The following is a 25,623-nucleotide window of genomic DNA, read 5'->3' as shown; positions in this document are numbered from 1 at the left end:
GCAAATGCGTATCGTTTCAGGCATCCAGCCCACCGGCAATCTCCACCTTGGAAACTATCTGGGGGCGATCCGCAACTGGGTGCGCATGCAGGATGAAGTGGCTGCTGGCGGCGGGTTGTCGCTCTATTTCCTCGCCGATCTCCACGCGATCAGCCAGCCGCACGTGCCGGCGGAACTCTCGGCCAATTGCCGCGAGATGGTGGCCGCGCTGGTTGCCTGCGGGATCGATCCCGACAAGTCGGTGCTGTTCAACCAGGCCCAGGTGCCCCAGCATGCCGAACTGCAATGGTTGCTCAACGGCACCGCCCGGATGGGCTGGCTCAACCGCATGACCCAGTGGAAGGACAAGGCCGGCAAGAACCGCGAAGGCCAGTCGGTTGCGCTGTTCACCTATCCGGTGCTGCAGGCGGCCGACGTGCTGCTCTATCAGGCCACCCACGTCCCGGTGGGCGAAGACCAGAAACAGCACCTGGAGCTGGCGCGCGATATCGCGCAAAAGTTCAACAACGATTTCTGCCCCGAAGATGCACCGGTCTTCACCCTGCCCAAACCGACCATCCCGCCCGAAGCCGCCCGGATCATGAGCCTGCGCGACGGCAATGCGAAGATGAGCAAAAGCGATCCTTCGGACATGAGCCGGATCAACCTGACCGACGATGCCGATGCGATCATGCAGAAGGTCAAGAAGGCCAAGACCGATCCCGAACCGCTGCCCGGTGACAAGGCCGGGCTGGAAGGTCGGCCCGAAGCCGCCAATCTGGTCGGGATCTATGCGGCGATGGCGGGAACCAGCGTCGAAGCGGTGCTGGGCCAGTTCGGCGGTGAAGGTTTTGGCAAGTTCAAGCCGGCGCTGGGTGAACTGCTGGTTGAGCAGCTGGCTCCGATCAATGCGCGCTTCAACGAATTGCGCCAGGATCAGGCCGCGCTCGATGCGATCCTGGCCAAGGGCGGAGCAAAAGCCCGCGAACTGGCTGCGCCGACGCTGGCAGCGACATACCAGGCATTGGGGCTGCTGCGCGGGTAATTCCCGCAGCGGCACAGTTCGCCCCATTCAAGCGCGATTAAGCCACCTTGGCGCAAGGTCCCGGCGCTCTTAGGATTTTCGCAGGTCCGCTTGCGAGTCGCATTTATGCTCGCGGATCAACAGGGAGTTTGGGTCCGATGACTGACGATCGTTTCTCGCCCGTGCGCTTGGTCAAGCTGGCGGTGGCATCGCTGATGCTGGCGGCGCTGGCCGCCTGCGCCACGCCGTTCAAAGCCAATGTCCAGCGCTTCAGCGCGCAGCTGCCCGCACCGCAGGGCCAGACCTTTGCCGTGGTGGCCGAAGACAAGGCGATGGCCGGCGGACTGGAATTCTCGCAATACGCCAGCCTGGTCACGGCCAAGATGCAGGCGCTGGGCTATGTGCCGGCCAGCGATCCAGCCAAGGCCGATATGGTGGTGCGGTTTGACTATGGCGTTGACAAGGGCCGTGAGAAGGTCCGCTCAACCGGCTATGTCGATCCGTTCTGGAGCCCGTGGTACGGCTTTGGCCGCAGCCGCTATTGGGGCCCGGGATACTATTCCCCCTACCGCCCCTCGCGCATGTGGGGTTGGGGCTGGTACGATCCGTGGTTCGACCAGGGCTATGAAAGCTATACCGTGTTCATCAGCGGGATCAGCCTGAAGATCGATCGCCAGGATGGCCAGCGCCTGTTCGAAGGCCGCGCCGAAGCCGCCAGCACGTCCAACCGGCTGCAGTACCTGGTGCCCAATCTGGTCGAGGCGATGTTCACCGATTTCCCCGGCCATAATGGGGAAACGGTGCGGATCTCGGTGGCGCCGGAAAAGAAGAAGAACTGAGCCCGATCGGGCCGAAAAGACGAAGGGGCGGGGCCGGCAGATGCTCCGCCCCTTTCGCTTGTCAGGGGGTGATCCTGGCCACTTCGCCCAGCACCCGCTCGGCCCATTCGGGGCGGCAGATCAGCAGATCGGGCATGTAGGTGTCGGACTGGTTGTAGATCAGCGGTGAGCCATCGACCCGGCTGACATGCAGGCCGTGCGCGGCAGCGACCGCCACCGGCGCACAGCTGTCCCATTCGAACTGGCCGCCGGTGTGGAGGTAGATCTCGGCCTCGCCGCGTACCACGGCCATCGCCTTGGCCCCGGCGCTGCCCATCGCGACCAGTTCGGCGTCCAGCGCCTTGGCGACCGCGACAGCTTCGGCAGCGGGGCGGGTGCGGCTGACCAGCATGCGTGGGCGCGCTGCGGCGGGCGGCAGTTGCTGGGGCTGGTCGGTGCGCAGCACCACGCCCAACCCGGGCAGCGCGACCGCGCCGACAGTCGCGACCCCGTCAATCGCCAGCCCGACATGGACCGCCCAGTCGGAGCGCTCCTCGCCATATTCGCGGGTGCCATCGACCGGATCGATGATCCAGACGCGCGAATGGCCGAGGCGTTCGAAGTTGTCCTTCTCCTCTTCGGAGAGGACGCCATCGTCGGGTCGCTGTTCGCGGATCGCGCGGACCAGAAACTGGTTGGCGGTCTGGTCGCCCGCCAGCCCCAGCGCCTTGCCAGTGAACACATTGGCACGGCGGACCTCGAGCAGGATCTCTCCGGCATGATGCGCCAGGTGCGCGGCAAGCTGTGCGTCGGTCATCATTTCAGCGGCATCAGCAGCTTGATGATGTGTTCGGCCGCTTCATCGGCGGTCATTTCCACCGTGTTGACGCGAATGTCGGGCGCTTCGGGCGGTTCATAGGGACTGTCGATCCCGGTGAAGTTCTTGAGCGCGCCCGAGCGGGCCTTCTTGTAGAGCCCCTTCACATCGCGCGCCTCAGCCACTTCGAGCGGGGTATCGACAAAGATCTCGATGAATTCACCCTCGGGCAGCATCGCGCGGACCATATCGCGTTCGGCGCGGAACGGGCTGATGAAGGCGGTCAGCACGATCAGCCCGGCATCGGCCATCAGCTTGGCCACTTCGCCGACGCGGCGGATATTCTCGATCCGGTCGGCCTCGGTAAAGCCCAGGTCCTTGTTGAGCCCGTGGCGGACATTGTCACCATCCAAGAGGAAGGTGTGGCGGTTCATCAGGTTGAGCCGCTTTTCGACCGCATTGGCAATGGTGCTCTTGCCCGACCCCGACAGCCCGGTGAACCACAGCACGCGCGGCTGCTGGTTCTTGAGCGCGGCATGCGCCTCGCGGGTGATATCGACCGCCTGCCAGTGGACGTTCTGCGCGCGGCGCAGGCTGAAGTGCAGCATGCCGGCGGCGACCGTCGCATTGCTCAGCTTGTCGATCAGGATGAACCCGCCCAGCGTGCGGCTTTGCAGATAGGGTTCGAAGACCAGCGGCTTGTCGGTGGTCAGTTCGGCCACCCCGATGGCGTTCAGCTCCAGCGTCTTGGCTGCCAGATGCTCCATCGTGTTGACGTTGACGGTGTACTTCGGCTGCTGGACCGTGACCGATACGGTCTGGGTACCCAGCTTGAGCCAGTAGGCGCGCCCGACGTGCAGCGGCGCATCGTCCATCCACACCAGCGTCGCTTCGAACTGGTCGGCCGCTTCGGGCGGGGCATCGGCAGCTGCGATGACATTGCCGCGCGAACAGTCGATCTCGTCAGCCAGGCACAGCGTGACCGACTGGCCGGCCACCGCGTGATCCAGATCGCCATCCAATGTGACGATGCGGGTGACCGTGCTGGTCTTGCCCGAGGGTAGCACGCGCACCGCGTCGCCTGGCCTTACCGAACCGGTCGCGATCAGGCCGGAGAAGCCCCGGAAGTCGAGGTTGGGGCGGTTGACCCACTGCACCGGCAGGCGCAGCGGCCCTTCGGCATCGCGCGCCGAATTGACCTCCACGCTCTCGAGATGCTCGACCAGCGAGGGGCCGGTGTACCAGGGCGTATTGGCCGAAGCGCCGGTGATGTTGTCGCCCTTGAAGCCCGAGATCGGCAGGGCTGTGAAGGCTTCGATCCCGATGCTTTTTGCGAAAGCTGAGTAATCGGCAACGATCGCGTCGTAAGTCGCCTGATCATAACCGACCAGGTCCATCTTGTTGACCGCCAGCACCAGGTTCCGAATACCCAGCAGGTGGCACAGGTAAGAATGCCGCCGGGTCTGGACCAGTACGCCCTTGCGCGCATCGATCAGGATCACCGCCAGGTCGGCGGTGCTGGCGCCGGTCACCATGTTGCGGGTGTACTGTTCGTGCCCCGGGCAGTCGGCGACGATGAACTTGCGCTTCTCGGTGTTGAAGAACCGGTAGGCGACGTCGATGGTAATGCCCTGTTCGCGCTCGGCGGCAAGGCCATCGACCAGCAGCGCGAAGTCGATCTCCTGCCCCTGCGTGCCGACCTTCTTGCTATCCGATTGCAGCGCGTCGAGCTGGTCCTCGAAGATCATCTTGCTGTCATAAAGCAGCCGTCCGATCAGCGTGCTCTTGCCATCGTCCACCGACCCGCAGGTGATGAAGCGCAGCATGTCCTTGTGCTGGTGGCGCGCCAGATAGGCGTCGATGTCCTCGGCGATCAGCGCGTCGGTGACGTAGGCGGGACCTTCCATCAGAAGTACCCCTGCTGCTTCTTGACTTCCATCCCCGCGCCGCCGGCATCCTTGTCGATCGCGCGGCCCTGGCGTTCGCTGGTGGTGGTCAGCAGCGTCTCCTGGATCACTTCGCTCAGTGTCGCCGCCTCGCTCTCGACCGCGCCGGTCAGCGGATAGCAGCCGAGAGTGCGGAACCGGATCGAGCGCTCGACCGGAACCTCGCCGTCCTTCAGCGGAAAACGCTCATCATCGACCATCAGCAGCAGCCCGTCGCGCTCCACGGTCGGGCGCTTGGCGGCGAAGTACAGGGGCACGATCGGTATGTCGTTGAGCTGGATGTACTGCCACACGTCAAGTTCGGTCCAGTTGCTGATCGGGAAGACGCGGATGCTCTCACCCTTGTGCTTCTTCGCGTTATAGACATTCCACAGTTCGGGCCGCTGGCTCTTGGGGTCCCAGCCGTGGCTGGCGGTGCGGAAGCTGAAGATCCGCTCCTTCGCGCGGCTCTTCTCCTCGTCGCGCCGGGCGCCGCCGAAGGCCGCATCGAAACCATACTTGTCGAGCGCCTGCTTGAGCCCCTCGGTCTTCCACATATCGGTGTGCAGCGCGCCGTGATCGAACGGGTTGATCCCGCGCTCGGCCGCTTCGGGGTTGTGATATACCAAGAGCTCCATCCCGGACTCCTTCGCCATCCGGTCGCGCAGCTCGTACATCGCCTTGAACTTCCAGGTCGTATCGACGTGGAGCAGCGGGAAGGGCGGGGGCGAAGGATAGAAGGCCTTGCGGGCCAGGTGCAGCATCACCGCGCTGTCCTTGCCTACGCTGTAGAGCATTACCGGGCGCTCGGCCTCGGCCACCACCTCGCGCATGATGTGGATCGCTTCGGCCTCAAGCCGCTGAAGGTGGGTTAGTGTGCTTGTCATGCCTGCCCTGTCTTGTCGGCCACCCGCTAGCAGCGCGCAATTGCTTTGTGGAAAGCAGTAATTCGATGTCAGGTCAAGCAAGCCTATTGCAGTGTCACCGTCCTTGCCAGCGCGGCTCGCGACTTTCGGCAAAGGCGGCGGGGCCTTCCAGCGCGTCTTCGGAATCGAGCATCGCGCGATAGCTGGGCAGTGCGCCGCTGCGCATCAGGCGGTAGCCTTCGGACACTTCCAGGCCAGCGGTCGCGCGCAGGATGTCGCGGGCGGCGGTGATCGCCAGCGGTGCGCCCCTGGCAATCTCTCGCGCCAGGTCCAGCGCTTCGTCCAGCAGGGCGTCGGCAGCGCAGACCCGGCTGACCAGCCCGAAAGAACGCGCTTCGCGGGCATCGAGCCGCCGCCCGGTCAGGATCATTTCGCGCGCCAGTTGCACCGGCAGAACCTTGGGCAGGCGAAGCAGGCCGCCCGAATCCGGCAGGATCCCCAGCTTCACTTCGGGCAGCCAGAACTGCGCGGTCTCGCTCGCCACGATCAGGTCGGCGGCCAGCGCGAGCTCGAACCCGCCGCCCACCGCCAGGCCATTGACGGCTGCGATCACCGGCTTCGACAAGCTGAAAAACTCGGTCAGCCCGGCAAAACCGCCCGGGCCGTGATCGGCATCAACCGCTTCACCCTCATTGGCGGCATTGAGGTCCCATCCGGCCGAGAAGAACCGCCCGGTTCCGGTCAGCACCGCCACCCGCAGCGCCGGGTCTTCATCAAGCAGCCGGAACGCGGCGTAGAGTTCCAGACTGGTGGCGACATCGATCGCATTGGCTTTGGGCCGGTCAAGCGTGACCACCAGGATCTCGCCTTCGCGGCGCGTGATGACAGCGGGCATGCTCAGCACTCCTTGATGCGGACCAGCGCATCGACTGCCACGGCGCCCTTGGGCAGGGCAAGCAGCGGGTTGACGTCAAGCTCATAGAGGCGATCTGCGTTCCCGGCAGCAAAGCGCGCCACGGCCTCGATCGCATCGACCAGCGCGGGAATGTCGGCCGCAGCCCCGCCGCGAAAGCCCTTGAGCAGGGGATAAAGCGCCAGCCGCTCAAGCGCGCGTTGGATATCGGCCCGGCTGGCCGGCAGCAGCACCTGTTCGGCTTGTCGCAGCAGTTCGACCAGCACACCGCCAGCACCGATCGTCAGGTAGAGCCCGAACTGCGGATCGCGCGCCAGCCCGACGATCAGTTCGGCCACTGCGCCGCCGATCATCTCTTCCAGCAGGAACTGATCGCCAAGCGCCTGCATCCGCCGCGCCTCGGCAAGGACCTGATCCTTGGTGCGCAGCCCCAACGCCACCCCGCCAAGGTCGCTCTTGTGCGCAATCGCATCGCTGGCGACTTTCAGGACCAGCGGAAACGGCACCGGCAGCGCGGCAGCGGGATCTTCGCACAACGCGGCAAGCCGGGCGAAGGACAGGCGTTCGCCTTGCGGAACGTGCAAACCGGCCGCAGCCAGCGCGGTCTTGCTTGCGGCTTCGTCCCAGGTCACGACCTGCGCGGGATCGAGCGGTGCCGGGTCTTGCAGCGGAGCCGGTTCGGGGCGGGCCAGGGCCGGCCCGATCCGCGCCGCCAGGGCAATTGCGTCGAGCGCTTCGCTCAGCCCCATCATCGGCACGATTCCGGCAGCCAGCAGTTCGTGCCCCACCGTTTCGGGCAGGTTTTCGGGCAGCGCGCTGACCACGATCCGGGCCTGCCCCGGGCCGGGCGGGACCTGCCGGTGCGCCGCGATGAACGCGGCCAGCGTGGTGCCCCAGTCGCGATCCTCGCAGCGATCAGCGCGGGGATAGTCCAGCACCAGCAGCGATGCACCGAACCTGGCCTTCAGCATCCCGGCAAAGCAGGCCGTCTGCGCGGCCAGATCGCCCCAGATGTAGGTATGGTAATCGAGCGGGTTCGAGACCGAAACCAGCGGGCCCAGCACCGCTTCCAGTTCAGCCTGCGCGGAAGGCGGGAACAATGGTGTGGCCAGGCCGCGCCGTTCGGCCAGATCGGCGACCAGGCTGGCTTCCCCGCCCGAACAGCTCGCGCTGGTCAGCGTGGCTTCGGCCAGCAGACCGCAGGTGTGCAGCAGCTTCAGCGTTTCGATGAAATCCGCCGGGCCGCTCGCCCGGGCAATCCCCAGCCGGTCAAACAGCGCATCATAGAGCGCATCGGGCCCGGCCAGCGAGCTGGTGTGCGACAGGGTCAGTGCCGCGCCGCGCTCTGACGAACCGGTCTTGAGCACCACCAGCGGCACCCCGGCGCGGCGCGCGGCAAGGCAGGCGGCCGAGAACCGTTCGATCGATTTCAGCCCTTCGATGTGCAGCCCGATCGCGCTGACCCGCCGGTCTTCCAGCAGCGCCTCGATCAGGTCGGCGGCATCGACATCGGCGGCATTGCCGATCGCGATCATGTACCCCAGCGGCAGGGCGCGGCGCTGCATGGTGAAATTGAGCCCCAGGTTGCCGCTCTGGGTGATGATCGCCACCCCGCGCCCTTCGCCGATCGGCGCGCAGCCGTGCTGGTCGGGCCACAGCCCGGCGCAATCGAAGGCGTTGAGCAGGCCATAGCAATTGGGCCCGACCAGCGGCATGGCCCCGGCCGCCGTGGTCAGCCGAGCCTGGCGTTCGCTGCCTTCCGGGCCAACTTCGGCAAAGTCAGAGGCATAGCAGACCGTGCCGCCAGCTCCCAGCGCTGCCAGTTCGCCCACCAGTTCGATGCTCGCTTCGGCTGGAGTTGCCAGGAACACCGCGTCGGGCGCTTCGGGCAGAGCGGCCAGATCGGCGAAGCAAGGTACGCCGTCCATTTCGGTGCGGCGCGGATTGACCGGCCAGACCGCGCCGGCAAAGCCCAGCTTGCGGCACTGGCGCAGTGCCTCTTCCGCCGCCTTGCCGCCGACGAAGGCGATCGAACGCGGACGCAGCAGGCGCGCAAGCGGCTTGGCGCTCATGCCTCGTAGGGGCGCAGCATTGCGCGGCTGATGATGTGGCGCTGGATCTCGCTGGTGCCGTCCCAGATCCGTTCGACCCGGGCATCGCGCCAGAACCGTTCGATCGGCAATTCGTCCATCAGTCCCATTCCGCCGAAGATCTGCAGCGCGTTGTCGGTCACCCGGGCAAGCGCTTCCGAAGCGAAGACCTTGGCCATCGCCGCGTCGGTATCGGTCATTGTGCCCTGATCGTCCTTCCAGGCCGCGCGCAGGGTCAGCAGTTCGGCGGCTTCCAGTTCGGTCTTCATATCGGCCAGCTTGAAGCCGGTGCCCTGGAACTTGCCGATTGTCTGGCCAAATTGCTTGCGGGTGGCGGCCCACTGGGTTGCCATTTCAAGCACCCGCTGTCCGCGCCCGACCGAGGTGGTGGCCACCTGCAGGCGGGTTGAACCGAGCCACTGGCCCATCAGGTCAAAACCCTTGTCCAATTCCCCCAGCAGGTTGCGCGCGGGCACCCGGCAATCTTCGAAAATCAGCTCGCACTGGTGATAGCCGCGATGCGACACGCATTTCGGCCCGCGCCGCCGGGTCAGGCCCGGGGTGTCGAAATCGACCAGGAAGCAGCTGATCGAACGCTTGCCGCCGGGCAGTTCGCCGGTTGCCGCGCACAGGATCACGAAATCGGCCATGTCGGCATGGCTGATGAAATGCTTGGTGCCGTTGATCACGAAATCGTCGCCATCGCGGCGGGCAAAGGTACGCATCGAGCGGACGTCGGACCCGGCATCGGGTTCGGTCATCGCCAGGCAATCGTGGCGCTCACCCCGGATCGAGGGCAGCAGGTATTCCTCAACCTGGCCGTCCACACATCCGCGCAGGATGTTGCTGGGCCGTGCGACCAGCATTTGCAGGCCATAGCTGGCCCGGCCCAGTTCGCGCTCCATCAGCGTGGTATCGAAAGTGCCCAGACCGCCGCCGCCCAGCTCGGCCGGCATGTTGACCGCATAGAGCCCCAGTTCAAGCGCCTTGGTCCGCACCTGCGCGGCAAGTTCGGCCGGAATGTCATCGGTCTTCTCGACCAGATCCTCATGCGGGTACAGCTCGGTCTCGACGAATTTGCGGACCGTATCGACCAGCATGTCCTGTTCCTGGCTCAGCGCGAAATGCATGGGGCTCCTTAAGGGTTCAGCCGCGACGGATCGCGATATTGCGCCCGGCCTGGGCGGGTTGGGGCAGGGCGGAGTGGGCCGCGCGGATTGCCGCGACCTTGCGCTGCAGATCGGCGGGCATCGGGCAGCTTTTACCCGCGGCCAGATCGACATGGACGAGCATCTGCTCACCGGTGGCCAGCAGCTCGCCGGTTGCGGCATTGTGCATGGCATGGAAGATGTGCAGCCGCTTCTCATCCGCATCGAGCAGTTGCAGCGACAGGTCCAGCCGGTCGCCCAGGTGGGCTTCGGCCAGGTTGAAGATCATCGTCTGGACAGTGAACAGCGAATGTCCGCCGGCGCGATAGGCTTCGTCAATCCCGACATAGCGGAAGAAGGCGTCGGACTGGTCGCCGAACACCAGCAGATAGCAGCTTTCGCTCATGTGGCCGTTGTAATCGACCCAGTCCTGGGGGACTTCGGGAGCGATCAGCCGCAGCGGAGCGGGGATCGGCGCACGATCATCCCATTCGGTGGCGCTGGTGCCCTCCAGCGGGGTGCGCAGGCCGTGATCGGCTTGCCCGCTCATCGCTTTGGCTGCTGCCAGGCGCAGACCCCCAGCGTGCGCCCCTTGGCCAGGCGGTTTGGATCGACCTGTCCGGCGACCAGATGCGCCCGGCCGCTGTCGCAGACCAGCGTGCGGTCACCATAGCCGGCCACGTCGAGCAGCAGCTGGTCCCAGTGGCGATATTGCACATCGTGTCCTTCGCCAGGGTAGGATCGGAACGTGACCTTGCCCGCGACCTTGCCGGCCCAATAGCGGCCATGCGCGGGCGGGACGGCGGGATCGGCCTCGCCATAATAGAAGAAGGCGGGGGCCTTGAAGGCGGCGACATCAGCCGGCGGTTCGCAGAAGCGCTTGTATTCGCGCGCCACGCCGCGCGGATCGCCTTTTTGCCCGGCGATGAAGAAGGCGCGCGCGCCTTCATCGGCGGTGCGATCGGAAAAACCGCGCACGTGGGCCGATACACCGTCCTTGGGCATGTCCCACCAGACCCGCGGCGCGGCAATCTGCGGGGCGAGTTGCTGGGCGAAGGTCGCTTCTTCAAGCTTGCAGCGATCGGTATCGCCCGGCGCCGAGGATACCGCCGCCAGCATGTGCCACGATGTGATCCGCTGCGGCATGGCGTTAACCACGTGCCCGGCATAGGCCCCGCCGCCCGAAATCGCCGCCAGTGCGAACTTGTCGATCCCGAGGTGGGCCATCACCTGCGCCACTTCGCTGTTGTAGTCGGCAAAGGTCCAGGCGGGATCGAAAGCGGTATCGCCCAGGCCATTGCGCTCAACCGCAATGATCCGCACTTTCAGGCGCCTGCGCATCGTATCGAGAAAAGCAACCAGTTCGGGCGCGCGGCCGCTGGTGCCGACCCCGCCGATCAGCAGCAGCGGCTTCCAGCCCGGTTCGCCGGTATCGGTGAAATGGACCTTGCGGCCTTCTTTTGTGGTCATGCTCTGCACCGGGGTGCCGATCGAATCGAACTGGTCGGGGAAGACGATCGGCACGGCGGGCGAGGGTTTCGCCTGCGCCTGCACGCTCAGTGCGGCCACGGCCGCCAGGGTCAGGATCCGCTTCATCGTACCGGCTCCGTTTCAAGGTTGCGATCGAGCATTTCGATCTGTTCGAGTTCGCTGGCGAGGTCGAGGTTGCGGCACAGCAGCAGGTAAACCGCCGCCGAAACCGGCAGCCCGATCAGCATCGAGATATCTGCCTTGCCCAGCGCTTCGGCCACCGGCCCGACATAAAGCCCGGTCTTGAAGAACGGCACCATCGCCGCGAAGCCCACGAAATAGGCCACCAGCCCGCGCCAGTTCCATTTGCCGTACAGCCCGTCGGCCATGAACATCGCGCGGATCGAATAGCGGCCTTTGCGTACGAAGAAGAAGTCGACCAGGTTGATCGCGGTCCACGGCGTGAACAGATAGGCCAGCACGCCCAGGAACGCCTCGAACCCGTGCAGCACATTGCCGCTGACCACCAGCGAGAGCGAGACCGCCATCAGGAACACTGCCGCCAGCGCCGCAATCCGCGATTTCGCCCCCAGCGTCACCTTGGTCACGCTGTCAACCACGCTCAGCAGGGTCAGCGAGGCGCCGTAGAAGTTGAGCGAGGTGATGGTGATCAGGCCCAGGAAGCTGGTGACCAGCATGATGGTACCGAAGCCGGGCATGATTGCATCCGAGCTTTCCCGCAGGGCGACCACAATGTTCTGGTTGGCGAAGGCAGCAGCGGCAAAGGCGCCGACCAGCATCATCCAGGCCCCGCCCACGAAGGCGCCCCAGAAGGTCCAGAAGAACGCATCGCGGATCCCGACTTCCTTGGGCAGATAGCGCGAATAGTCGGACACATAGATCGACCAGCTGAGCTGGTAGGCGGCAGCGGCGAAGAACTGCACCAGGAACGGCGTCGCCCGGAACTCGCCGGGGGCAAGCAGCGCCTTGAAATCGACAGTGCCGAATGCGCCGACTGTATAGACCGCGAGAACCGCCAACATCAGGTAGGCCAGGATCCGCTGCGCCTTGTGGATCAGGTCATAGCCGATCACCGCCACCGCTACGGCAACCAGCGAGAAGACTACCACGGTCGGGCCATAGGGGGTGCCGGCCAGTTCCATCACCGTATCGGCAGCAAGCGACTGATTGAGCGCATTAAATCCGATGTAGGTAAACAGCGCCACGACCCAGACCAGCAAGGCGCCGAGATAGCCGAACTGCGGGCGCGACTGGATCATCTGCGGCAGCCCCAGATGAGGCCCCTGCGTGCAGTGAAAGGCCATCAGGATGGTACCAAGCACGCACCCGCCGATCACCGCAAGGGCAGACCAGAACAGGCTCAGCCCCGCCGCGACGCTGATCGCGCCGGTCGCCAGGGTCGCAAGGTGGGCATCGCCGGTGAACCACACTGGCCACAGGTGCCAGACCTTGCCGTGGCGTTCGGCCAGGGGGACATAGTCGATTGACCTTGTTTCGATCAGTGCCACGCGCTTCGCTCCCCCTTAGCTGTTATTTCGTCGGCTTATCCCGGCATCTTTATGCTGCGGCCCGACCCTTCGGGTGGTGCCAGACTTCGCTGGGCCGCGACAAGCCCTTCCATCGCTTCCGCGATCGCGGCGGGGGCGGGGCACGATTTCTCGGCCTTGGCATCAACGTGGAGCAGCATGTGCTCAGCCGTGGCGATCAGCCCGCCGGTGGTAAGGTTGGTCATTTCGTGGAACAGGTGCAGCCGCTTGCCGTCGCTGCCCAGAACGCGGGTGCGCACCTCCACCTTTTCGCCCAGCCGCGCCTGGCCCAGGTGGCGGATATGGGTTTCGACCGTGTAGAAGCTTAACCCGCTGGCGACATAGTCCATCCCCGCGCCGATCCGGGCCAGCACCACATCGGTCGCATCGCCGAACAGCTTGAGATAGCAGTACTCGGTCAGATGCTCGTTGTAGTCGATCCAGTCGGGCATCACCGGGGTGTGCCCGGTCAGAACCCGGCCATCATCGCCCAGGCTGCCCAGCTCAACCGCCGCCTTTCCGACCAGACTGGCGCGATAGGCCTTGGCTACCGCGCCCGAGGCGAAGTCGTTGCGCTCCAGCGCGTGCATGATGTCGACCAGACACGAATCGCGCAGCGCCTCGTATTCGCGCAGCCCGACGTTGCCGGCCTGCTCGTCGGACTGGGCAGCCACAGTGTCGATCAGCTCGTCGGTCAGCTTGGGGCCGACCAGCTTGGTCCAGGGCCATTCCATCGAGGGGCCGAACTGGTGCAGGAAGTGCCGCATCCCCGCTTCACCCCCGGCCAGCCGATAGGTCAGGAAAGTGCCCATGAATGACCAGCGCAGCCCCGCGCCGAAGCGGATTGCATCGTCGATTTCGGCCGCGGTGGCGATCCCGTCGTTGATCAGCCACAGCGCCTCGCGCCAGACTGCTTCAAGCAGGCGATCGGCGATGAACCCGTCGATCTCGTGCCGCACGTGCAGCACTTTCATGCCGACCCGGGTGTAAAGCGCCGAGGCGATGTCGATCGTCTGCTGGCTGGTCTGATCACCGCCGCAAACCTCGACCAGCGGCAGCAGGTAAACGGGGTTGAACGGGTGGCCGACGACCAGCCGGTCGGGCCGGGTCATCGTGCTTTGCAGCTTCGTCGGCAGCAGGCCCGAAGTGGACGATCCGATCACTGCATGGGCGGGCATCGCCGCATCGACTTCAGCCAGCACCCGCTGCTTCAGGTCTTCGCGCTCGGGCAGGCTTTCCTGGATGAAATCGGCATCGCTGACCGCTTCGGCCACGCTGGCGGCAAAGCTCAGCCTGCCTTCGGCCGGCAAGGCCGCGCCGTGCAGGCGGGTCTGTGCGCGGCGGGCATTGGCCACCACTTCCAGCGTCTTGCGTTCAACCTCGGGATCAAGGTCGAATACTGCCACATCGATCCCGTTGAGCAGGAACCGCGCCGCCCAGGCCGCTCCGATCACGCCGCCGCCAACAATCCCGACCTTGCGGACTTCGCCCATTGCCGGCCTCCCCTAACGCTTCTGCAGTTTGAGCTTGGCGCGAACCTCGGCCGGGCCCAGGATCCTGGCGCCCATGCCCGAAAGGATCTGCACCGCGCGTTCGACCAGCTGGCCGTTCGAGGCGAACTGCCCCTTGGCCAGGTAGAGGTTGTCTTCGAGGCCAACCCGCACGTTGCCGCCGGCCAGCGCGGCCATCGCCACGAAGGGCAACTGGTTGCGGCTGATCGAGAAGCCGCTGAAGACGCAGCCCGGCGGCAACTGGTGGACCATGGCCATGGTGGTCAGCGGATCATCGGGTGCGCCATAGGGGATGCCCAGGCACAGCTGGATCATCACCGGATCATCAAGCAGGCCGTCGCGGACCATTTCCTTCACGAAGACCAGGTGGCCGGTGTCGAACACTTCCAGTTCGGGCCGCACGCCCAGGCCCTGCACTTCGGCGGCCATGGTCCGCAGCATGCCCGGCGTGTTGGTCATCACGTAATCGGCTTCGGCGAAGTTCATCGTGCCGCAGTCCAGTGTGCAGATTTCCGGCAGCAGTTCCTGGACGTGGACCAGCCGTTCCATCGGGCCAATCATGTCGGTCCCGGCGGGGTCTAGGGGAAGGGGTGCCTCGCCGGGACCGAACACGATGTCGCCGCCCATTCCGGCGGTGAAGTTGATGATAACGTCGGTATCGCTGTCGCGGATCCGCTCCTTGACCTCGCGATAGAGCGCAACGTCGCGGCAGCCCTTGCCGGTTTCGGGATCGCGCACGTGGATATGGGCGATCGCCGCCCCGGCCTTGGCCGCTTCGATCGCGGCATTGGCGATCTGTTCGGGAGTGATCGGCAGATCAGGATGCAACCCTTGCGTGTTGCCCGATCCGGTGACGGCGCAAGTGATGAATGGTTCGAAGTTCATGGCTCTCTCCCGTTAGGGGGGAGCTTACGGCGGAATGGGGCGAATAAAATCGCGATATACGGCAAAAGATTGCAAAATACGTCACATGCCGTAAATCCTGTCAGACCATGCAAAGCTTCGCTTTCCTGCTGATGCCGGGCTTTTCGGCGATGGCCTTTTTCGCGGCGATCGAACCGCTGAGGATCGCCAACCGGCTGGCCGGGCAGGCGCTTTATCGCTGGACGATTCACGCCCCGCACGGCGATCACGCGCTGGCATCGAGCGGGATGGAACTGCGCTGCGACGGGCCGCTGCCCGATGCCCCCGATGCGCTGGTGGTCTGCGCCGGGTTCGATCCGCTGGTGGCGGCCGGGCAGCGTCTGCTGGGTCAGGTCCGGCGGCTGTGGCGGGCCGGGTGCCAGGTTGGCGCGGTCGATACCGGGGCCTTCGTGCTGGCCGAAGCCGGGATTCTGGGTCGCGATCCGATCACGCTCCACTGGGAGGCGGCGGGCGAATTCGGCCAGCGCTATCCGCGGATCCCGGTCTCGGCCGAACTCTATGAGCGTCATGCCCGGCTGTTCACCTGCGCCGGCGGCACAGCGGCGATGGACATGATGCTGGACGCGATTGCCCAGCAGCATGGGCTGGCGCTGGCCAAGGCGGTGTCCGATCAGCTGATCCACGACCAGATCCGCCCGCCCAGCGCCCCCCAGCGCGCCGCCCTGGCCGAACCGGCACGCAGCGCCGGGCCGGTGGTCCAGCGGTTGATCGCCGGAATGGAGGCGGCGGCAGCCCGGCAGCACTCGCTTGAGGACCTACTTGAGGCCGAAGGGATTAGCCGCCGGCAGGCCGAACGCTTGTTCGCGGACCGGCTTGGCACCACCCCCGGGCGCCATTTCCGCGAGGTGCGGATCCGCCATGCGATCGAGCTGATGCGCAATGCTCGGCTGCCGGTGCACGAGGCTGCGCTGGCCGCCGGCTTTTCCTCGCAGCCGGTCTTCTCGCGCGCCTGCCGTCAGCATTTCGGGCAAAGCCCGCGCGAACTGCTGCGCTCAGCTTCGCTCTAGCGCAGCGATGGCGCCGATGTGCTCGGGCCCGATCCCGCAGCATCCGCCCACGATCGAAGCCCCCGCCGCCAGCCAGGCTTCGACCCAGGTCAAGTAACCCGCCGGATCCAGGTCTTCGCGGATCGGCAGAAGGGTTTCATTCGCGGTCGCATCAGGGTCCTGCGGAGGGAAGGCGTTGGCATAGACCCCGATCGGCAGGGTCCGCCCGGCCTGAGCCATGGCCTGTGCTGCCTGCCGGACTGCGGCCTCCATCACTTCGGGCTGGCTGCAATTGAACAGGATCGCCCCGGCCCCGCACTCCAATGCCAACTCCACCGCCTGCCCGACCGGTTCGCCCGAACGCAGCCGCGCTTGGCGCGCGCAATCGGCGCTGCCATCGTCAAGCGTGAAGGACAGCCACAGCGGCCGCGTGTCATCGGCCAGCAGCGCGGCGATCGTGCGGGCCTCTTCCAGCGCGGACAGCGTTTCAGCCAGCCACAGGTCGGCATGCGGCGCCAGTCCGGCGATCAGCGGCGCAAGGGTGGCACGCGCCTGCTGCGCATCATAGAGGTCGGGCCGGTACGAACCGCAGACCGGTGGCAGGCTGGCGGCCACGCGGACCGTGGCGTTGACTGCCTCACCCGCGACTTCACGGGCCACCCGCCCGGCCCGGTCCGCCAGCATTTGCCCATCGGCGGCAAAGCGCGCGGCCCCGATGTGGAATGGCACCAGTGCATAGCTGTTGGTGGTGATCACCTGCGCCCCGGCGGCGACGTAGGAACGGTGCACTGCCGCCACAGCATCAGGCGCCTCGATCATCGCCAGCGCCGACCATTCCGGCTGACGAAACGGCGCGCCCACCCGCTTGAGCTCACGCCCCATGCCGCCATCGAGAATCAGAAAGTCAGCCACAGCGCGCTCCTCGCAATCCTGGCCGGGGCAGTAGCGCGGCCCAGCGGGGTTGCAAAGGTGGCGGAGACGGAGTCCGCCTAACTAGTGTCCAGTCGCATCCGCATTCCGCCGCAATAATGGCTAAAATAGGCGAATTTATTGAAGAATGGCCCCTTCACTCGTCCGGATGCGTCCCGTTGCGTTCCCATAAAACCGCGCTATTATAGGGGAGCGGTTATGGGAACGCTCTGCTCTTGGTGCCATGGTGGCTCCACTTAGGCAGGTTCGGTTCCCGGACAGGGAGCCATAATGCCCAAGAAGCTCAGCAACGCGCTCACCCCCTTGGCGGTGAAGAATGCAAAGCCCGGTCGCCATTCGGATGGCGGCGGGCTGCATTTGCTGGTCAAGGAAAGCGGTGCCCGGTCATGGGTCTACCGCTTCATGCTCAACGGCAAGTCGCGGGACATTGGCCTTGGCGCGGCTGGCCCGGACGGCATTTCCCTTGCCGATGCCCGCGACGCCCGCGACGCGCTGCGCTTGAAGGTGAAGTCCGGGATTGATCCCCTTGAGGAACGCCAGCGGGAGGCCGCTGAGGCCCTTGCGACGGCTCAGGCGGCACAGGTTGCCGGAATAACATTCAAGGCCGTGGCGGAAACCTACATCGGCGCGAATGAGGGAAGCTGGCGCAATGACAAGCACCGGCAGCAATGGAAGAACACGTTGGCCACTTATGTCTATCCGGTGATCGGGGAATTGCCCGTTGCCGAGGTCGGCACTGCCCACGTTCTGCAAATCCTTGAGCCGATCTGGAAAGCCAAGGCCGAGACTGCCAGCCGCGTGCGAGGCCGGATGGAAACGATCCTCGATGCCGCCAAGGCACGGGGCTATCGTGACGGCGAAAACCCGGCCCGGTGGCGCGGCCATATCGCGCAAATCCTGCCTGTCCGGTCCCGCCTCACGCGCGGCCATCACAAGGCCCTGCCCTATGATGCGATCCCGGCATTCGTCGGCGCGCTGCACCAGCGGGAAGCCGTCGCGGCGCTGGCACTGGAATTTACGATCCTGACCGCTGCCCGCACCGGGGAAGTGATCGGCGGGAAGTGGGATGAGGTCGATTTGGACAAGGCAATCTGGACCATCCCGGCCAGCCGCATGAAGGCAGGCAAGGAACATCGCGTGCCCCTGTCGCCTCGTGCCGTGGAGATTTTGAAGGCTACGCAAGGGCTGCGCAAGGAATGGCTATTCCCGGCGAACAAGGGCGGGAGCATGTCGGGCATGGCCATGTCGATGCTGCTTCGCCGGATGAAAGTTGACGTGACCGTGCACGGCTTCCGTTCGGGCTTCCGCGACTGGTCTGCCGAATGCACCGGCTATGCCCATGAAGTTGCCGAAATGGCCTTGGCGCACACCATCGAGAACAAGGTTGAGCGGGCCTATCGGCGCGGCGACCTGTTCGACAAGCGGCGGCGATTGATGGATGATTGGGCGAGTTATTGCTGGAGTGCTGGTGTAGCTGGTGGAAAGGTTACGCCGATCAGGAAACGGGAGGCAAATTGATGATAGCCCTTGTATTAGCGTTGGCCTTGGGTGAACCCGCTCTTGTGGCCTACCGTTCGCCGGATCGTGATGCTGCCGCCTCGGAAGCTGCAATAGAAGCTGTAGATGCCATTACGAGCGATGAACCAACGCAATTGAGCTCCATGATTTTTGACGGCTCAGGCAACAGTACAGACTGGAGGGTATTTAGCAACAAGCACGATTGCACTTTAATTTTTGGGAGTAATTTGGACTCGCATCATCTTTCTCTTCGCTTTGATGCGCAATCAAAAAGATCAACCATATTTATCGATGATATAGAGTTCTGGGCTGTAGAAGATAAAAAAAATTATGAACTATTTGTAAGTTATGAATCGGGAAGTGGAAGGGAAAATTTCCGAAATCAATTCGTCTCGAAAAAATTGCAAGATGGAGCCCAGCTAAGCTATACGATAGTGGGTGAAATGTTCTTGGATATTTTTTCACGATCTAAAAATATAGGATTTTGGGCTCCGACTGGTGAGAGAATCCGCGTATACGACCTAAAATTTGGTCAAATTGGCGTAGAATCATTGCGTAGATGCGCAAAACTCCAAGCTGAATAGCAGTAGGCGAAATCTTTGTTGGACGGCGGGAAGGTGATGCGAGAGGGTCTGCCCGACCGATCGCAAGGGAGACGCTATGGCACGAGCTGGACAAGTGGAGGTGGCACTCTCGGCGCGGCAATGTGCGGCAGCAGCGCGCTGGCTGGCAACATATCGACCTCCACCACCGTCGCTGCTTGGAAATCCGGCCTATCCGCAGAGCGCGAGGGCAAATGCTGCCATCCTTGCGGATAGGTTCGCCAAATCCGGGCGTAGCCAGTCCCGCGCCAGCGCTGTGCGGATATTGCCTTGGGCATTGGCAAGTTGGTTCGGCCAGCAACTCGATTGGTGCATTGTGCGCGGCAAATATGGCATGCTTCTTCCCCCTGCATTGGTGATTCAAGCGATGCAAGTTTGTAGAACGAAGACCAGCCGCAAACGGGGACGTCCTCGCCTTGTGGGCACCAAAGCAGAATTAGCGGCGCAGCAATTGGCAGACGGCAATGAGCGCCACCGCCGTCAATTGCGGCGGAGGGCCGAATACGACAGGAATTTCGAGGATTGGGTTTCACGGCTGACCGCGCGCGGTGAAACTCTCATTACCAGCCGCGAACCACCGCCGAAAATTTGACCTAATTTCCTACCCTGCAATCCGCTGCATTCGTTGTGTAGGCCCGTCTCGTTCCACAGAGAGCGAGATTAACCGATGCCATCCACCAAGCACACTACCCCGAAAATTGCGTATTCGATCCGGGAAGCCTGCCGGGCGTCCAGCTTGGGCCGAACGACGCTTTACGCCCATATAGCCGCTGGTCGCCTTCGCGCTGTCCGCATAGGCGGGCGCACGATCATTCCAGCCGAGAGCCTCCACAAACTGATTTTGGGCGAGGCGTGATGGCAGGGGAACCGCCAGAAACCGCCTTGCTGTTTCCAAACATCGAGCCATGCCCAACGGCGGTGGATGGCGCGCAATTGCTCGACGATCTTGTCGCAAGACTAAAGCGCCATTCTATCCTGCCTCCGCACGGCGCAGAAACAGTGGCTCTCTGGATTTTGTTCGCCTGGGCCTTTGCCGCTTGGGCCATTGCGCCCTTGTTGCAAATCAGCGCGCCGGAGCGGGCATCGGGCAAAAGCCGCTTGCTTGAGGTGATTGGCGCTCTGGTCCCCAAGCCGCTCGCAACAGGTTCAATCTCTGCCGCTGCGATGTTCAGGGTGATTGAGGCGCACTGTCCGACATTGCTTGTCGATGAGGTCGATACTTTCCTGAAGGAAAGCCGCGAGCTGGTCGGCGTGCTAAACAACGGCCACCTGAAAAGCCAAGCCTTTGTCGTCAGGTGTCATGGCGATGACCACGAGGTAAAAACTTTCCGCGTCTGGTCGCCAAAAGTTCTCTGCGGGATTGGCGAGTTGCCAGACACGCTCGCCAGCCGTTGCATTTCGATCAGGATGAAGCGGAAGCGGGCAGATGAAAAGGTGGAACGGCTTCGCGCTGATCGACTTGATTGGGCAGCAAGCCTCAAATCCCGGTGCGCGCGATGGGCTGCCGATTGCATCGAGAGGTTGCGTGATGCTGACCCGGAACTTCCCGACGAACTGGATGACCGTGCACAGGACAATTGGCGGCCACTGATCGCCATTGCTGATTTGGCGGGTGAAGGCTGGCCGCAAAAGGCACGTTCCGCAGCCGTCGCGATTTCCGCGCCTCGGGCAGCTGGGAAGACAAGTCGGGGTGTCCAATTGCTACGCGATATGCGGCTGGTGTTCGATCAAGAGAAGGTCGCTGTCCTTGCCCCTGAGAAAATGGTGACAGGCCTTCGCAAGCTCTCCGAAGCGCCATGGGCGGGCACAGGCATCGGCACAGGGCTGAATACGCAACAGCTTGCAAAGCATCTCACAACCTATGGCATTCAGTCCCGGCGAAACCATGATGGCCGGTATTACGACCGGCGCGATTTTGATGATGTTTGGGCTCGATATTGCCCCGACCCTCTCCAGAAGGCCGTCACCGCTGTCGCAGCTGACACGCAAGATGCGAAGCGTTCCCAACATTCATGAAGGAGGAAGAAATGTCTTACGACGACGAACATGATGATCCAGAGGCCTCCTATCGTCGCGGCTATCTGCAAGGTGCGCATGATACCGTCGAAGCCTTTGCAACTGGCTCAATCGCGCCTCCCCGCATTGCGACAATGAGAGATTGGGTGGGGCAAAATTTGTGGCGGTGGCGCTACCGTAAGCCGCTCACAAATCGGAACTTGCGCCCGCCTCGGCCCACTGCTGCTGAATAGTGGCATAGGCCTATTCAGGATTTCCAATGAGTGCCTGCGCGGGCAGGTCGGGCAACGGCCAACTAGCGTGACTTCCACTTACGCGCGCCAAATCACCGACTCGCTTCCGCGCCGCTTCCAGTCGCCCTGCAAGGTTGATGCTGATTTCCGAAACTGAGTGCGAGGCGGCAAGCGTGGGCTTTTCAACCCGCAGCGCCCGCCCTGCTGCCATGATCCGGATTTCAAGAGGCACGTCCGGGTTGCGATAGACGGCCTGCAAGAATGCATGGGCATCGCCTTCAAACCCCTCACTGATGGAAGCAGCCGCTTTGCGGCTGGCTGCTTCCAACGCCAGCGTTCTATCATTCTTCCGGCCCGGCGGGCGTCCGGGACCGGCCCGGTAGTTGCCCTTGCGCTTTGCGGGTGCTGTTGCGTCAATCATCTTGGAAACCATTTTTCGTTAAAAGAGGTATTATAATACCGCAAACGAAGGCGTAGCGCCAGTTCCGCTTTGCATAGACTCAACACCGCCGTGCTGCCGTCTAACAGACGGCAAACCATTTCGCAGGCAGGCCCACACAATTTGCGAAGGGGCAGGTGAACGCGCGAGGCCCCCCGGCACCGGCGAAGGGGGGGGGGGCAGTTTGGTAACAAATTTGATCGAATTGCAGTGTGCGAAGGCTTCACGCGCCTCGCACTGGCCGAAATCTGCCATTTGCAACGCTTGTGCATTTGATCTGATTTGTTCTCGACACCGGCAAATCAAACTGATGGAAAAGTGACAATACCGAAAATTCGCCAGAATTAAGTGAAATTTCAGCGCCTTGAGCAATGCGATATGTCGCGTACGGTGTGGGGCCATTTACTCACCTATGCGAACCGGAAGCGCGGCCCGACTTGGACTGCCGGGCCTGCACTGCCAATCACTCGGAATTGGCCACCGGCTGGCTCGCCTGATCCATGCCATGGAAGCCGATTTGTCCCGTGGCATCCGGCTTCAAGCAACCTCGCTATCGGGGAGCGGTTATGGGAACAGAGGCCTTGATTTGAAAAAATATCAATAAAATCAAGGCAGGGTGGCGGAGACGGAGGGATTCGAACCCTCGGTACCGGATTTACCAGTACGACGGTTTAGCAAACCGTTGGTTTCAGCCACTCACCCACGTCTCCGGATCGCAGCGGCGAAGCGCGGCCTATAGCGGCGGCTTGGCGGGGCGGCAAGGGGGGGCTTGCAATGATTTTGCGTGCCGCGTCCGCCGCCTGCAAGGCTCTGCCCGCCGCAAAACCGACTCGGTTCATCGCCGGTTGATTGTGGTGCGGGCAGGCTTGGATTCATCAGGGCATAACTGGCCCGCGCGGCGGGCGGCAGAAGGATCGTATCGACATGGGTAAGGCTCTCTATTCGGCGCTGCGCAGCGGGCTGATCGCGCTGCTTGGCGCGGTGCTGATGCTGGGTTCGGCCGCCCCGGCCCAGATCCAGCCGGTCGATCCCGACAAGGCGATCGATGGCGACCTGTCGAAACCCAGCGGCGCACCCGCTGCCACGCCCAGCCCGGCGCCAACCATCGCTGCCGAGCCGCTGCCGAGCGAAACGGCTCCGGCGACACTGCCGACCGATCAGGCAACGGTTGCCGCCAATCCCGCGCAACCTTCGACCACCTACAAGGAAGACGACCTGATCGGTGCGGCCGAAGGCGTGTTCGGCAAGGGGGCCAAGGGACTGGCCGACGTGATCAAGGACCTGCTCAAGAAACAGGGCGAACCCAACGCCTATATCGTTGGCCGCGAAGGCGGCGGGGCGATCGGGATCGGGCTGCGCTATGGCTCGGGCACGCTGTTCCACAAGGTGGAGGGGCAGCGCCCGGTTTACTGGACCGGCCCGTCGATCGGCTTCGATGCCGGGGCCAGCGCGGGCAGCACCTTCGTGCTGGTCTATAACCTCTACAACACCGAAGACCTCTATCACCGCTTCCCGGCGGGCGAGGGGCAGGCCTACCTGGTGGCGGGCTACAACGTCAGCTACGTGCGCCGCGGCAACGTGGTGCTGATCCCGATCCGCAGCGGCGTGGGGCTGCGGCTGGGGGTCAATGCCGGCTACATGAAGTTTTCCAAGAAGCAGCGCTGGTTCCCGTTCTAGGGCGGGCGGGCAGCGCTGGCCAGCTAGCGCTGCCAGGGCCCCTTCGCGGCCGGGCTGGCCGGACCCCTGGCCTCGTCGTGGCCCGAAGGCACGAAGCCGTGCATGCCGTGCCACCATTGCAGCGCCACGGTGCCGCCCTTGGCCGGCTGCAGGAAGGCCAGCATCATCACCGCCGCCGCCACCAGGCAGATCGTCAGCGCCAGCCACATCGGCAGCGGACTTTCGGCGCCGAAATAGATGATCAGCGGGGCCATCAGGTGCCCGGTCAGGAAGATCGAGATATAGGGCGGGAAATCGTCGGCGCGCTGGTGGGTCCAGTCCTGATGGCAGGCCGGGCAGTGATCCACTGGCTTGAGGTAGGCGCGGAACAGCCTGGCTTCGCCGCAGCGCGGGCATTGCCCTTTGGCCCCGCGCAGGATTGCGGCGGTCAGACTGACGGGCAGGTCGGGACGCTTTTCGGGGGCGAGCATGGAATTTCCCTTCGACCATGCCGGAGCCGCGATCAAGCCAAATGCGATCAAATCGGGCGCGATTCAGTCGGCCAGCCGCCAGATCGACAGCGCGATCATCGCGAAAAAGATCGCCAGGGCGCCGATAATCTTGGCGGCCTGGCCCAGTTTCTGCTTCATTCGGTATTATTTTCCGTAACTTGAGCGCCGACAGGGTGGCGATTCTCCCGCCGCGGCCATAGCCGCGGTGCTGGCCATGGCAAGCGGATTTGGGCCATTTCGCGCTTGCCCGCGCGCGCCCGTGGGGGCTAAGGGCCGCGCCATCATGCTCAGCAATCTTGAACAACAGCCCGCCGATGCGCTGCTCGCGCTGATCAAGCTTCACAACCAGGATCCCCGGACCGACAAGATCGATCTGGGCGTCGGGGTCTATCGCACCGGCCAGGGCGCCACCCCGGTGTTCGGCGCGATCAAGGCGGCCGAGCAGAAGCTGGTCGATACGCAGGATTCGAAAAGCTATCTGGGCCCGGAAGGCGACATGGGCTTTGTCCACGCGCTGATGCCCTATGTGTTCGGCAAGGATGACCCGACCATGGGCGGGCGGATCGAAGGGATGCAGGCCCCCGGCGGCACCGGTGCGGTGCGGCTGGCGGTGGCCTTGGCCAAGCGCGCCGGGGTCAAGCGGATCATCATGGGCCTGCCCAGCTGGCCCAACCACGCGCAGATCCTGGGTGATCTGGCGGTCGAGCTGAACAGCTTCAATCATGCTACCAAGGACGGCGTGGTCGATATGGACGCGCTGCGCGCCGCGATCGCCGATGCCCAGCCGGGCGATGCGATCCTGCTGCACGGCTGCTGCCACAACCCCACCGGGATCGATTACAGCGACGCGCAGTGGGACGAGATTGCGCCGCTGATCGCCGCCAAGGGCCTGCTGCCGATCCTTGACCTGGCCTATCAGGGGCTGGGCAAGGGGATGGAAGAAGATGCCTATGGTCTGCGCAAGGTGCTCAGCCTGGTTCCCGAAGCCCTGATCGCCTACAGCTGCGACAAGAATTTCGGGATGTACCGTGACCGGGTGGGCGCGATCTATGTGATGGCGGAAAACGCCGAAGTGCTGAACCGGGTCCTTTCGAACGGCTATGCGCTGGCCCGCGCGGCCTGGTCGATGCCGCCCGATCATGGCGGCGCGGCGGTGCGGCTGATCCTGGAAGACGAAGGCCTGACCCGGATGTGGCTGGACGAGCTGGATACGATGCGCACCCGCATGCGCCAGGTCCGCGCCCGGCTGGCCGAGGCCGGCACGACCGGCGCGATCGACCTGACGCCGCTGGGCCATCAGAACGGGCTGTTCTCGGTCCTGCCGCTGTCGGGCGAACAGATCCTGAAGCTGCGCGAAGCGCACGGGATCTACATGGCCGGTTCGGGCCGCGTGAACATTGCCGGGCTGACCATCGGCAATATCGACAAGTTCATTGCCGATGTGGGTGCAGTCAGCGCCTGAAGTTGCACACCCAATCACGGTTGAAACAGGGCTGCTTGCGCGGTGTCGAATCTGGCCGCGAGGTTGTGTAATAGGCTGATTTTCAATTGTCTTTGGCAAGCCAGAGTGACCTCGCGCCACACCATGCCCTGTAAACTTAGGCCGTGCCGCTGTCGCCGCACGGATGGCGGGGCGGGCCGGGCTTTGACACAGGCGGGTGAACAGCAATCGCATCGGACAGTCTAAGACCAGATCGCG

Annotated in this window: 24 protein-coding genes and 1 tRNA gene; 10 read left to right on the top strand and 15 right to left on the bottom strand. The window is 63.9% G+C overall.

Features of this window, described 5'->3' with window-relative positions; translation table 11 throughout:
- The first annotated feature begins 4 nt into the window (after positions 1-4).
- Positions 5-1,024 (top strand): tryptophan--tRNA ligase, encoded by a 1,020-nt coding sequence (gene trpS / locus IT549_RS01255; RefSeq protein ID WP_292969425.1) that lies wholly within the window; start codon positions 5-7, stop codon positions 1,022-1,024.
- 137 nt (positions 1,025-1,161) lie between these two features.
- Positions 1,162-1,842 carry a DUF4136 domain-containing protein gene (locus IT549_RS01250; RefSeq protein ID WP_292969423.1) on the top strand — a complete coding sequence of 227 codons (681 nt, stop codon included), beginning with the start codon at positions 1,162-1,164 and terminating at the stop codon, positions 1,840-1,842.
- Positions 1,843-1,903: 61 nt separating this feature from the next.
- Here IT549_RS01250 and IT549_RS01245 read toward each other — a convergent pair whose 3' ends face one another.
- From IT549_RS01245 to IT549_RS01195, 11 genes are all read right to left on the bottom strand, one after another.
- Positions 1,904-2,638 (bottom strand): 3'(2'),5'-bisphosphate nucleotidase CysQ, encoded by a 735-nt coding sequence (locus IT549_RS01245; protein WP_292969422.1) that lies wholly within the window; start codon positions 2,636-2,638, stop codon positions 1,904-1,906.
- Positions 2,638-4,545 carry a sulfate adenylyltransferase subunit CysN gene (gene cysN, locus IT549_RS01240; RefSeq protein ID WP_292969420.1) on the bottom strand — a complete coding sequence of 636 codons (1,908 nt, stop codon included), beginning with the start codon at positions 4,543-4,545 and terminating at the stop codon, positions 2,638-2,640. Before cysN ends, IT549_RS01245 begins: the two co-directional genes overlap by 1 nt.
- On the bottom strand, positions 4,545-5,450 hold the full coding sequence (gene cysD, locus IT549_RS01235; protein ID WP_292969417.1) for a sulfate adenylyltransferase subunit CysD: 906 nt from the start codon (positions 5,448-5,450) through the stop codon (positions 4,545-4,547). The genes cysN and cysD overlap by 1 nt, the downstream gene beginning before the upstream one ends.
- Before the next feature lie 94 nt (positions 5,451-5,544).
- On the bottom strand, positions 5,545-6,324 hold the full coding sequence (locus IT549_RS01230; RefSeq protein WP_292969415.1) for an enoyl-CoA hydratase-related protein: 780 nt from the start codon (positions 6,322-6,324) through the stop codon (positions 5,545-5,547).
- Positions 6,325-6,326: 2 nt separating this feature from the next.
- The gene (locus tag IT549_RS01225) at positions 6,327-8,414 is read right to left on the bottom strand and encodes an acetate--CoA ligase family protein (protein WP_292969414.1); all 2,088 of its coding nucleotides are present in this window, start codon (positions 8,412-8,414) and stop codon (positions 6,327-6,329) included.
- Positions 8,411-9,562 (bottom strand): acyl-CoA dehydrogenase family protein, encoded by a 1,152-nt coding sequence (locus tag IT549_RS01220; RefSeq protein WP_292969412.1) that lies wholly within the window; start codon positions 9,560-9,562, stop codon positions 8,411-8,413. The genes IT549_RS01225 and IT549_RS01220 overlap by 4 nt, the downstream gene beginning before the upstream one ends.
- A gap of 16 nt (positions 9,563-9,578) precedes the next feature.
- Positions 9,579-10,130, bottom strand: coding sequence for a thioesterase family protein (locus tag IT549_RS01215; protein ID WP_292969411.1), 552 nt, complete (start codon positions 10,128-10,130; stop codon positions 9,579-9,581).
- Positions 10,127-11,176, bottom strand: a complete 1,050-nt coding sequence (locus tag IT549_RS01210; protein WP_292969409.1) for an alpha/beta hydrolase — start codon at positions 11,174-11,176, stop codon at positions 10,127-10,129. Before IT549_RS01210 ends, IT549_RS01215 begins: the two co-directional genes overlap by 4 nt.
- The gene (locus IT549_RS01205; protein WP_292969407.1) at positions 11,173-12,579 is read right to left on the bottom strand and encodes a cytosine permease; all 1,407 of its coding nucleotides are present in this window, start codon (positions 12,577-12,579) and stop codon (positions 11,173-11,175) included. The genes IT549_RS01210 and IT549_RS01205 overlap by 4 nt, the downstream gene beginning before the upstream one ends.
- A 35-nt stretch (positions 12,580-12,614) precedes the next feature.
- On the bottom strand, positions 12,615-14,090 hold the full coding sequence (locus tag IT549_RS01200) for a carnitine 3-dehydrogenase (protein WP_292969405.1): 1,476 nt from the start codon (positions 14,088-14,090) through the stop codon (positions 12,615-12,617).
- A gap of 12 nt (positions 14,091-14,102) precedes the next feature.
- Complete coding sequence (locus tag IT549_RS01195; protein WP_292969404.1) at positions 14,103-14,993, bottom strand: 3-keto-5-aminohexanoate cleavage protein; 891 nt, start codon at positions 14,991-14,993, stop codon at positions 14,103-14,105.
- 107 nt (positions 14,994-15,100) lie between these two features.
- Here IT549_RS01195 and IT549_RS01190 point away from each other — a divergent pair, with 107 nt between their 5' ends.
- A complete protein-coding gene (locus tag IT549_RS01190) occupies positions 15,101-16,039 on the top strand; it encodes a GlxA family transcriptional regulator (protein ID WP_292969403.1) in 939 nt (312 codons plus the stop codon).
- On the opposite strand, the gene IT549_RS01185 is transcribed toward IT549_RS01190, so the two are convergent.
- A complete protein-coding gene (locus IT549_RS01185; protein ID WP_292969402.1) occupies positions 16,025-16,930 on the bottom strand; it encodes a homocysteine S-methyltransferase family protein in 906 nt (301 codons plus the stop codon). The genes IT549_RS01190 and IT549_RS01185 overlap by 15 nt on opposite strands.
- 288 nt (positions 16,931-17,218) lie before the next feature.
- On the opposite strand from IT549_RS01185, the gene IT549_RS01180 reads away from it, so the two are divergent.
- From IT549_RS01180 to IT549_RS01160, 5 genes are all read left to right on the top strand, one after another.
- A complete protein-coding gene (locus tag IT549_RS01180; protein ID WP_292969401.1) occupies positions 17,219-18,466 on the top strand; it encodes a site-specific integrase in 1,248 nt (415 codons plus the stop codon).
- Positions 18,466-19,050: a hypothetical protein gene (locus tag IT549_RS01175; protein ID WP_292969400.1), complete on the top strand. Its 585-nt coding sequence runs from the start codon at positions 18,466-18,468 to the stop codon at positions 19,048-19,050. Before IT549_RS01180 ends, IT549_RS01175 begins: the two co-directional genes overlap by 1 nt.
- A 76-nt stretch (positions 19,051-19,126) precedes the next feature.
- Positions 19,127-19,660 carry a hypothetical protein gene (locus tag IT549_RS01170; protein ID WP_292969399.1) on the top strand — a complete coding sequence of 178 codons (534 nt, stop codon included), beginning with the start codon at positions 19,127-19,129 and terminating at the stop codon, positions 19,658-19,660.
- Positions 19,661-19,735: 75 nt separating this feature from the next.
- The gene (locus tag IT549_RS01165; protein WP_292969397.1) at positions 19,736-19,924 is read left to right on the top strand and encodes a helix-turn-helix domain-containing protein; all 189 of its coding nucleotides are present in this window, start codon (positions 19,736-19,738) and stop codon (positions 19,922-19,924) included.
- Complete coding sequence (locus IT549_RS01160; RefSeq protein WP_292969394.1) at positions 19,924-21,084, top strand: DUF3631 domain-containing protein; 1,161 nt, start codon at positions 19,924-19,926, stop codon at positions 21,082-21,084. Before IT549_RS01165 ends, IT549_RS01160 begins: the two co-directional genes overlap by 1 nt.
- 243 nt (positions 21,085-21,327) lie before the next feature.
- On the opposite strand, the gene IT549_RS01155 is transcribed toward IT549_RS01160, so the two are convergent.
- A complete protein-coding gene (locus IT549_RS01155; protein WP_292969392.1) occupies positions 21,328-21,750 on the bottom strand; it encodes a hypothetical protein in 423 nt (140 codons plus the stop codon).
- Positions 21,751-22,373: 623 nt separating this feature from the next.
- Positions 22,374-22,466, bottom strand: a tRNA-Ser gene (locus IT549_RS01150).
- A gap of 214 nt (positions 22,467-22,680) precedes the next feature.
- Between IT549_RS01150 and IT549_RS01145 the strand changes: the two genes are divergently transcribed.
- A complete protein-coding gene (locus IT549_RS01145) occupies positions 22,681-23,433 on the top strand; it encodes a DUF1134 domain-containing protein (RefSeq protein WP_292969388.1) in 753 nt (250 codons plus the stop codon).
- Between the two features lie 23 nt (positions 23,434-23,456).
- Here IT549_RS01145 and IT549_RS01140 read toward each other — a convergent pair whose 3' ends face one another.
- Positions 23,457-23,903 (bottom strand): DUF983 domain-containing protein, encoded by a 447-nt coding sequence (locus tag IT549_RS01140; RefSeq protein WP_292969386.1) that lies wholly within the window; start codon positions 23,901-23,903, stop codon positions 23,457-23,459.
- 304 nt (positions 23,904-24,207) lie between these two features.
- On the opposite strand from IT549_RS01140, the gene IT549_RS01135 reads away from it, so the two are divergent.
- Positions 24,208-25,386: an amino acid aminotransferase gene (locus IT549_RS01135; protein ID WP_292969383.1), complete on the top strand. Its 1,179-nt coding sequence runs from the start codon at positions 24,208-24,210 to the stop codon at positions 25,384-25,386.
- Positions 25,387-25,623: the final 237 nt, after the last annotated feature.

It is taken from the genome of Novosphingobium sp., assembly GCF_020852455.1.
Lineage (GTDB): Bacteria > Pseudomonadota > Alphaproteobacteria > Sphingomonadales > Sphingomonadaceae > Novosphingobium.
Note: the sequence above shows the minus strand (reverse complement) of the source record. Positions and strands in the feature narration are given on the sequence as shown.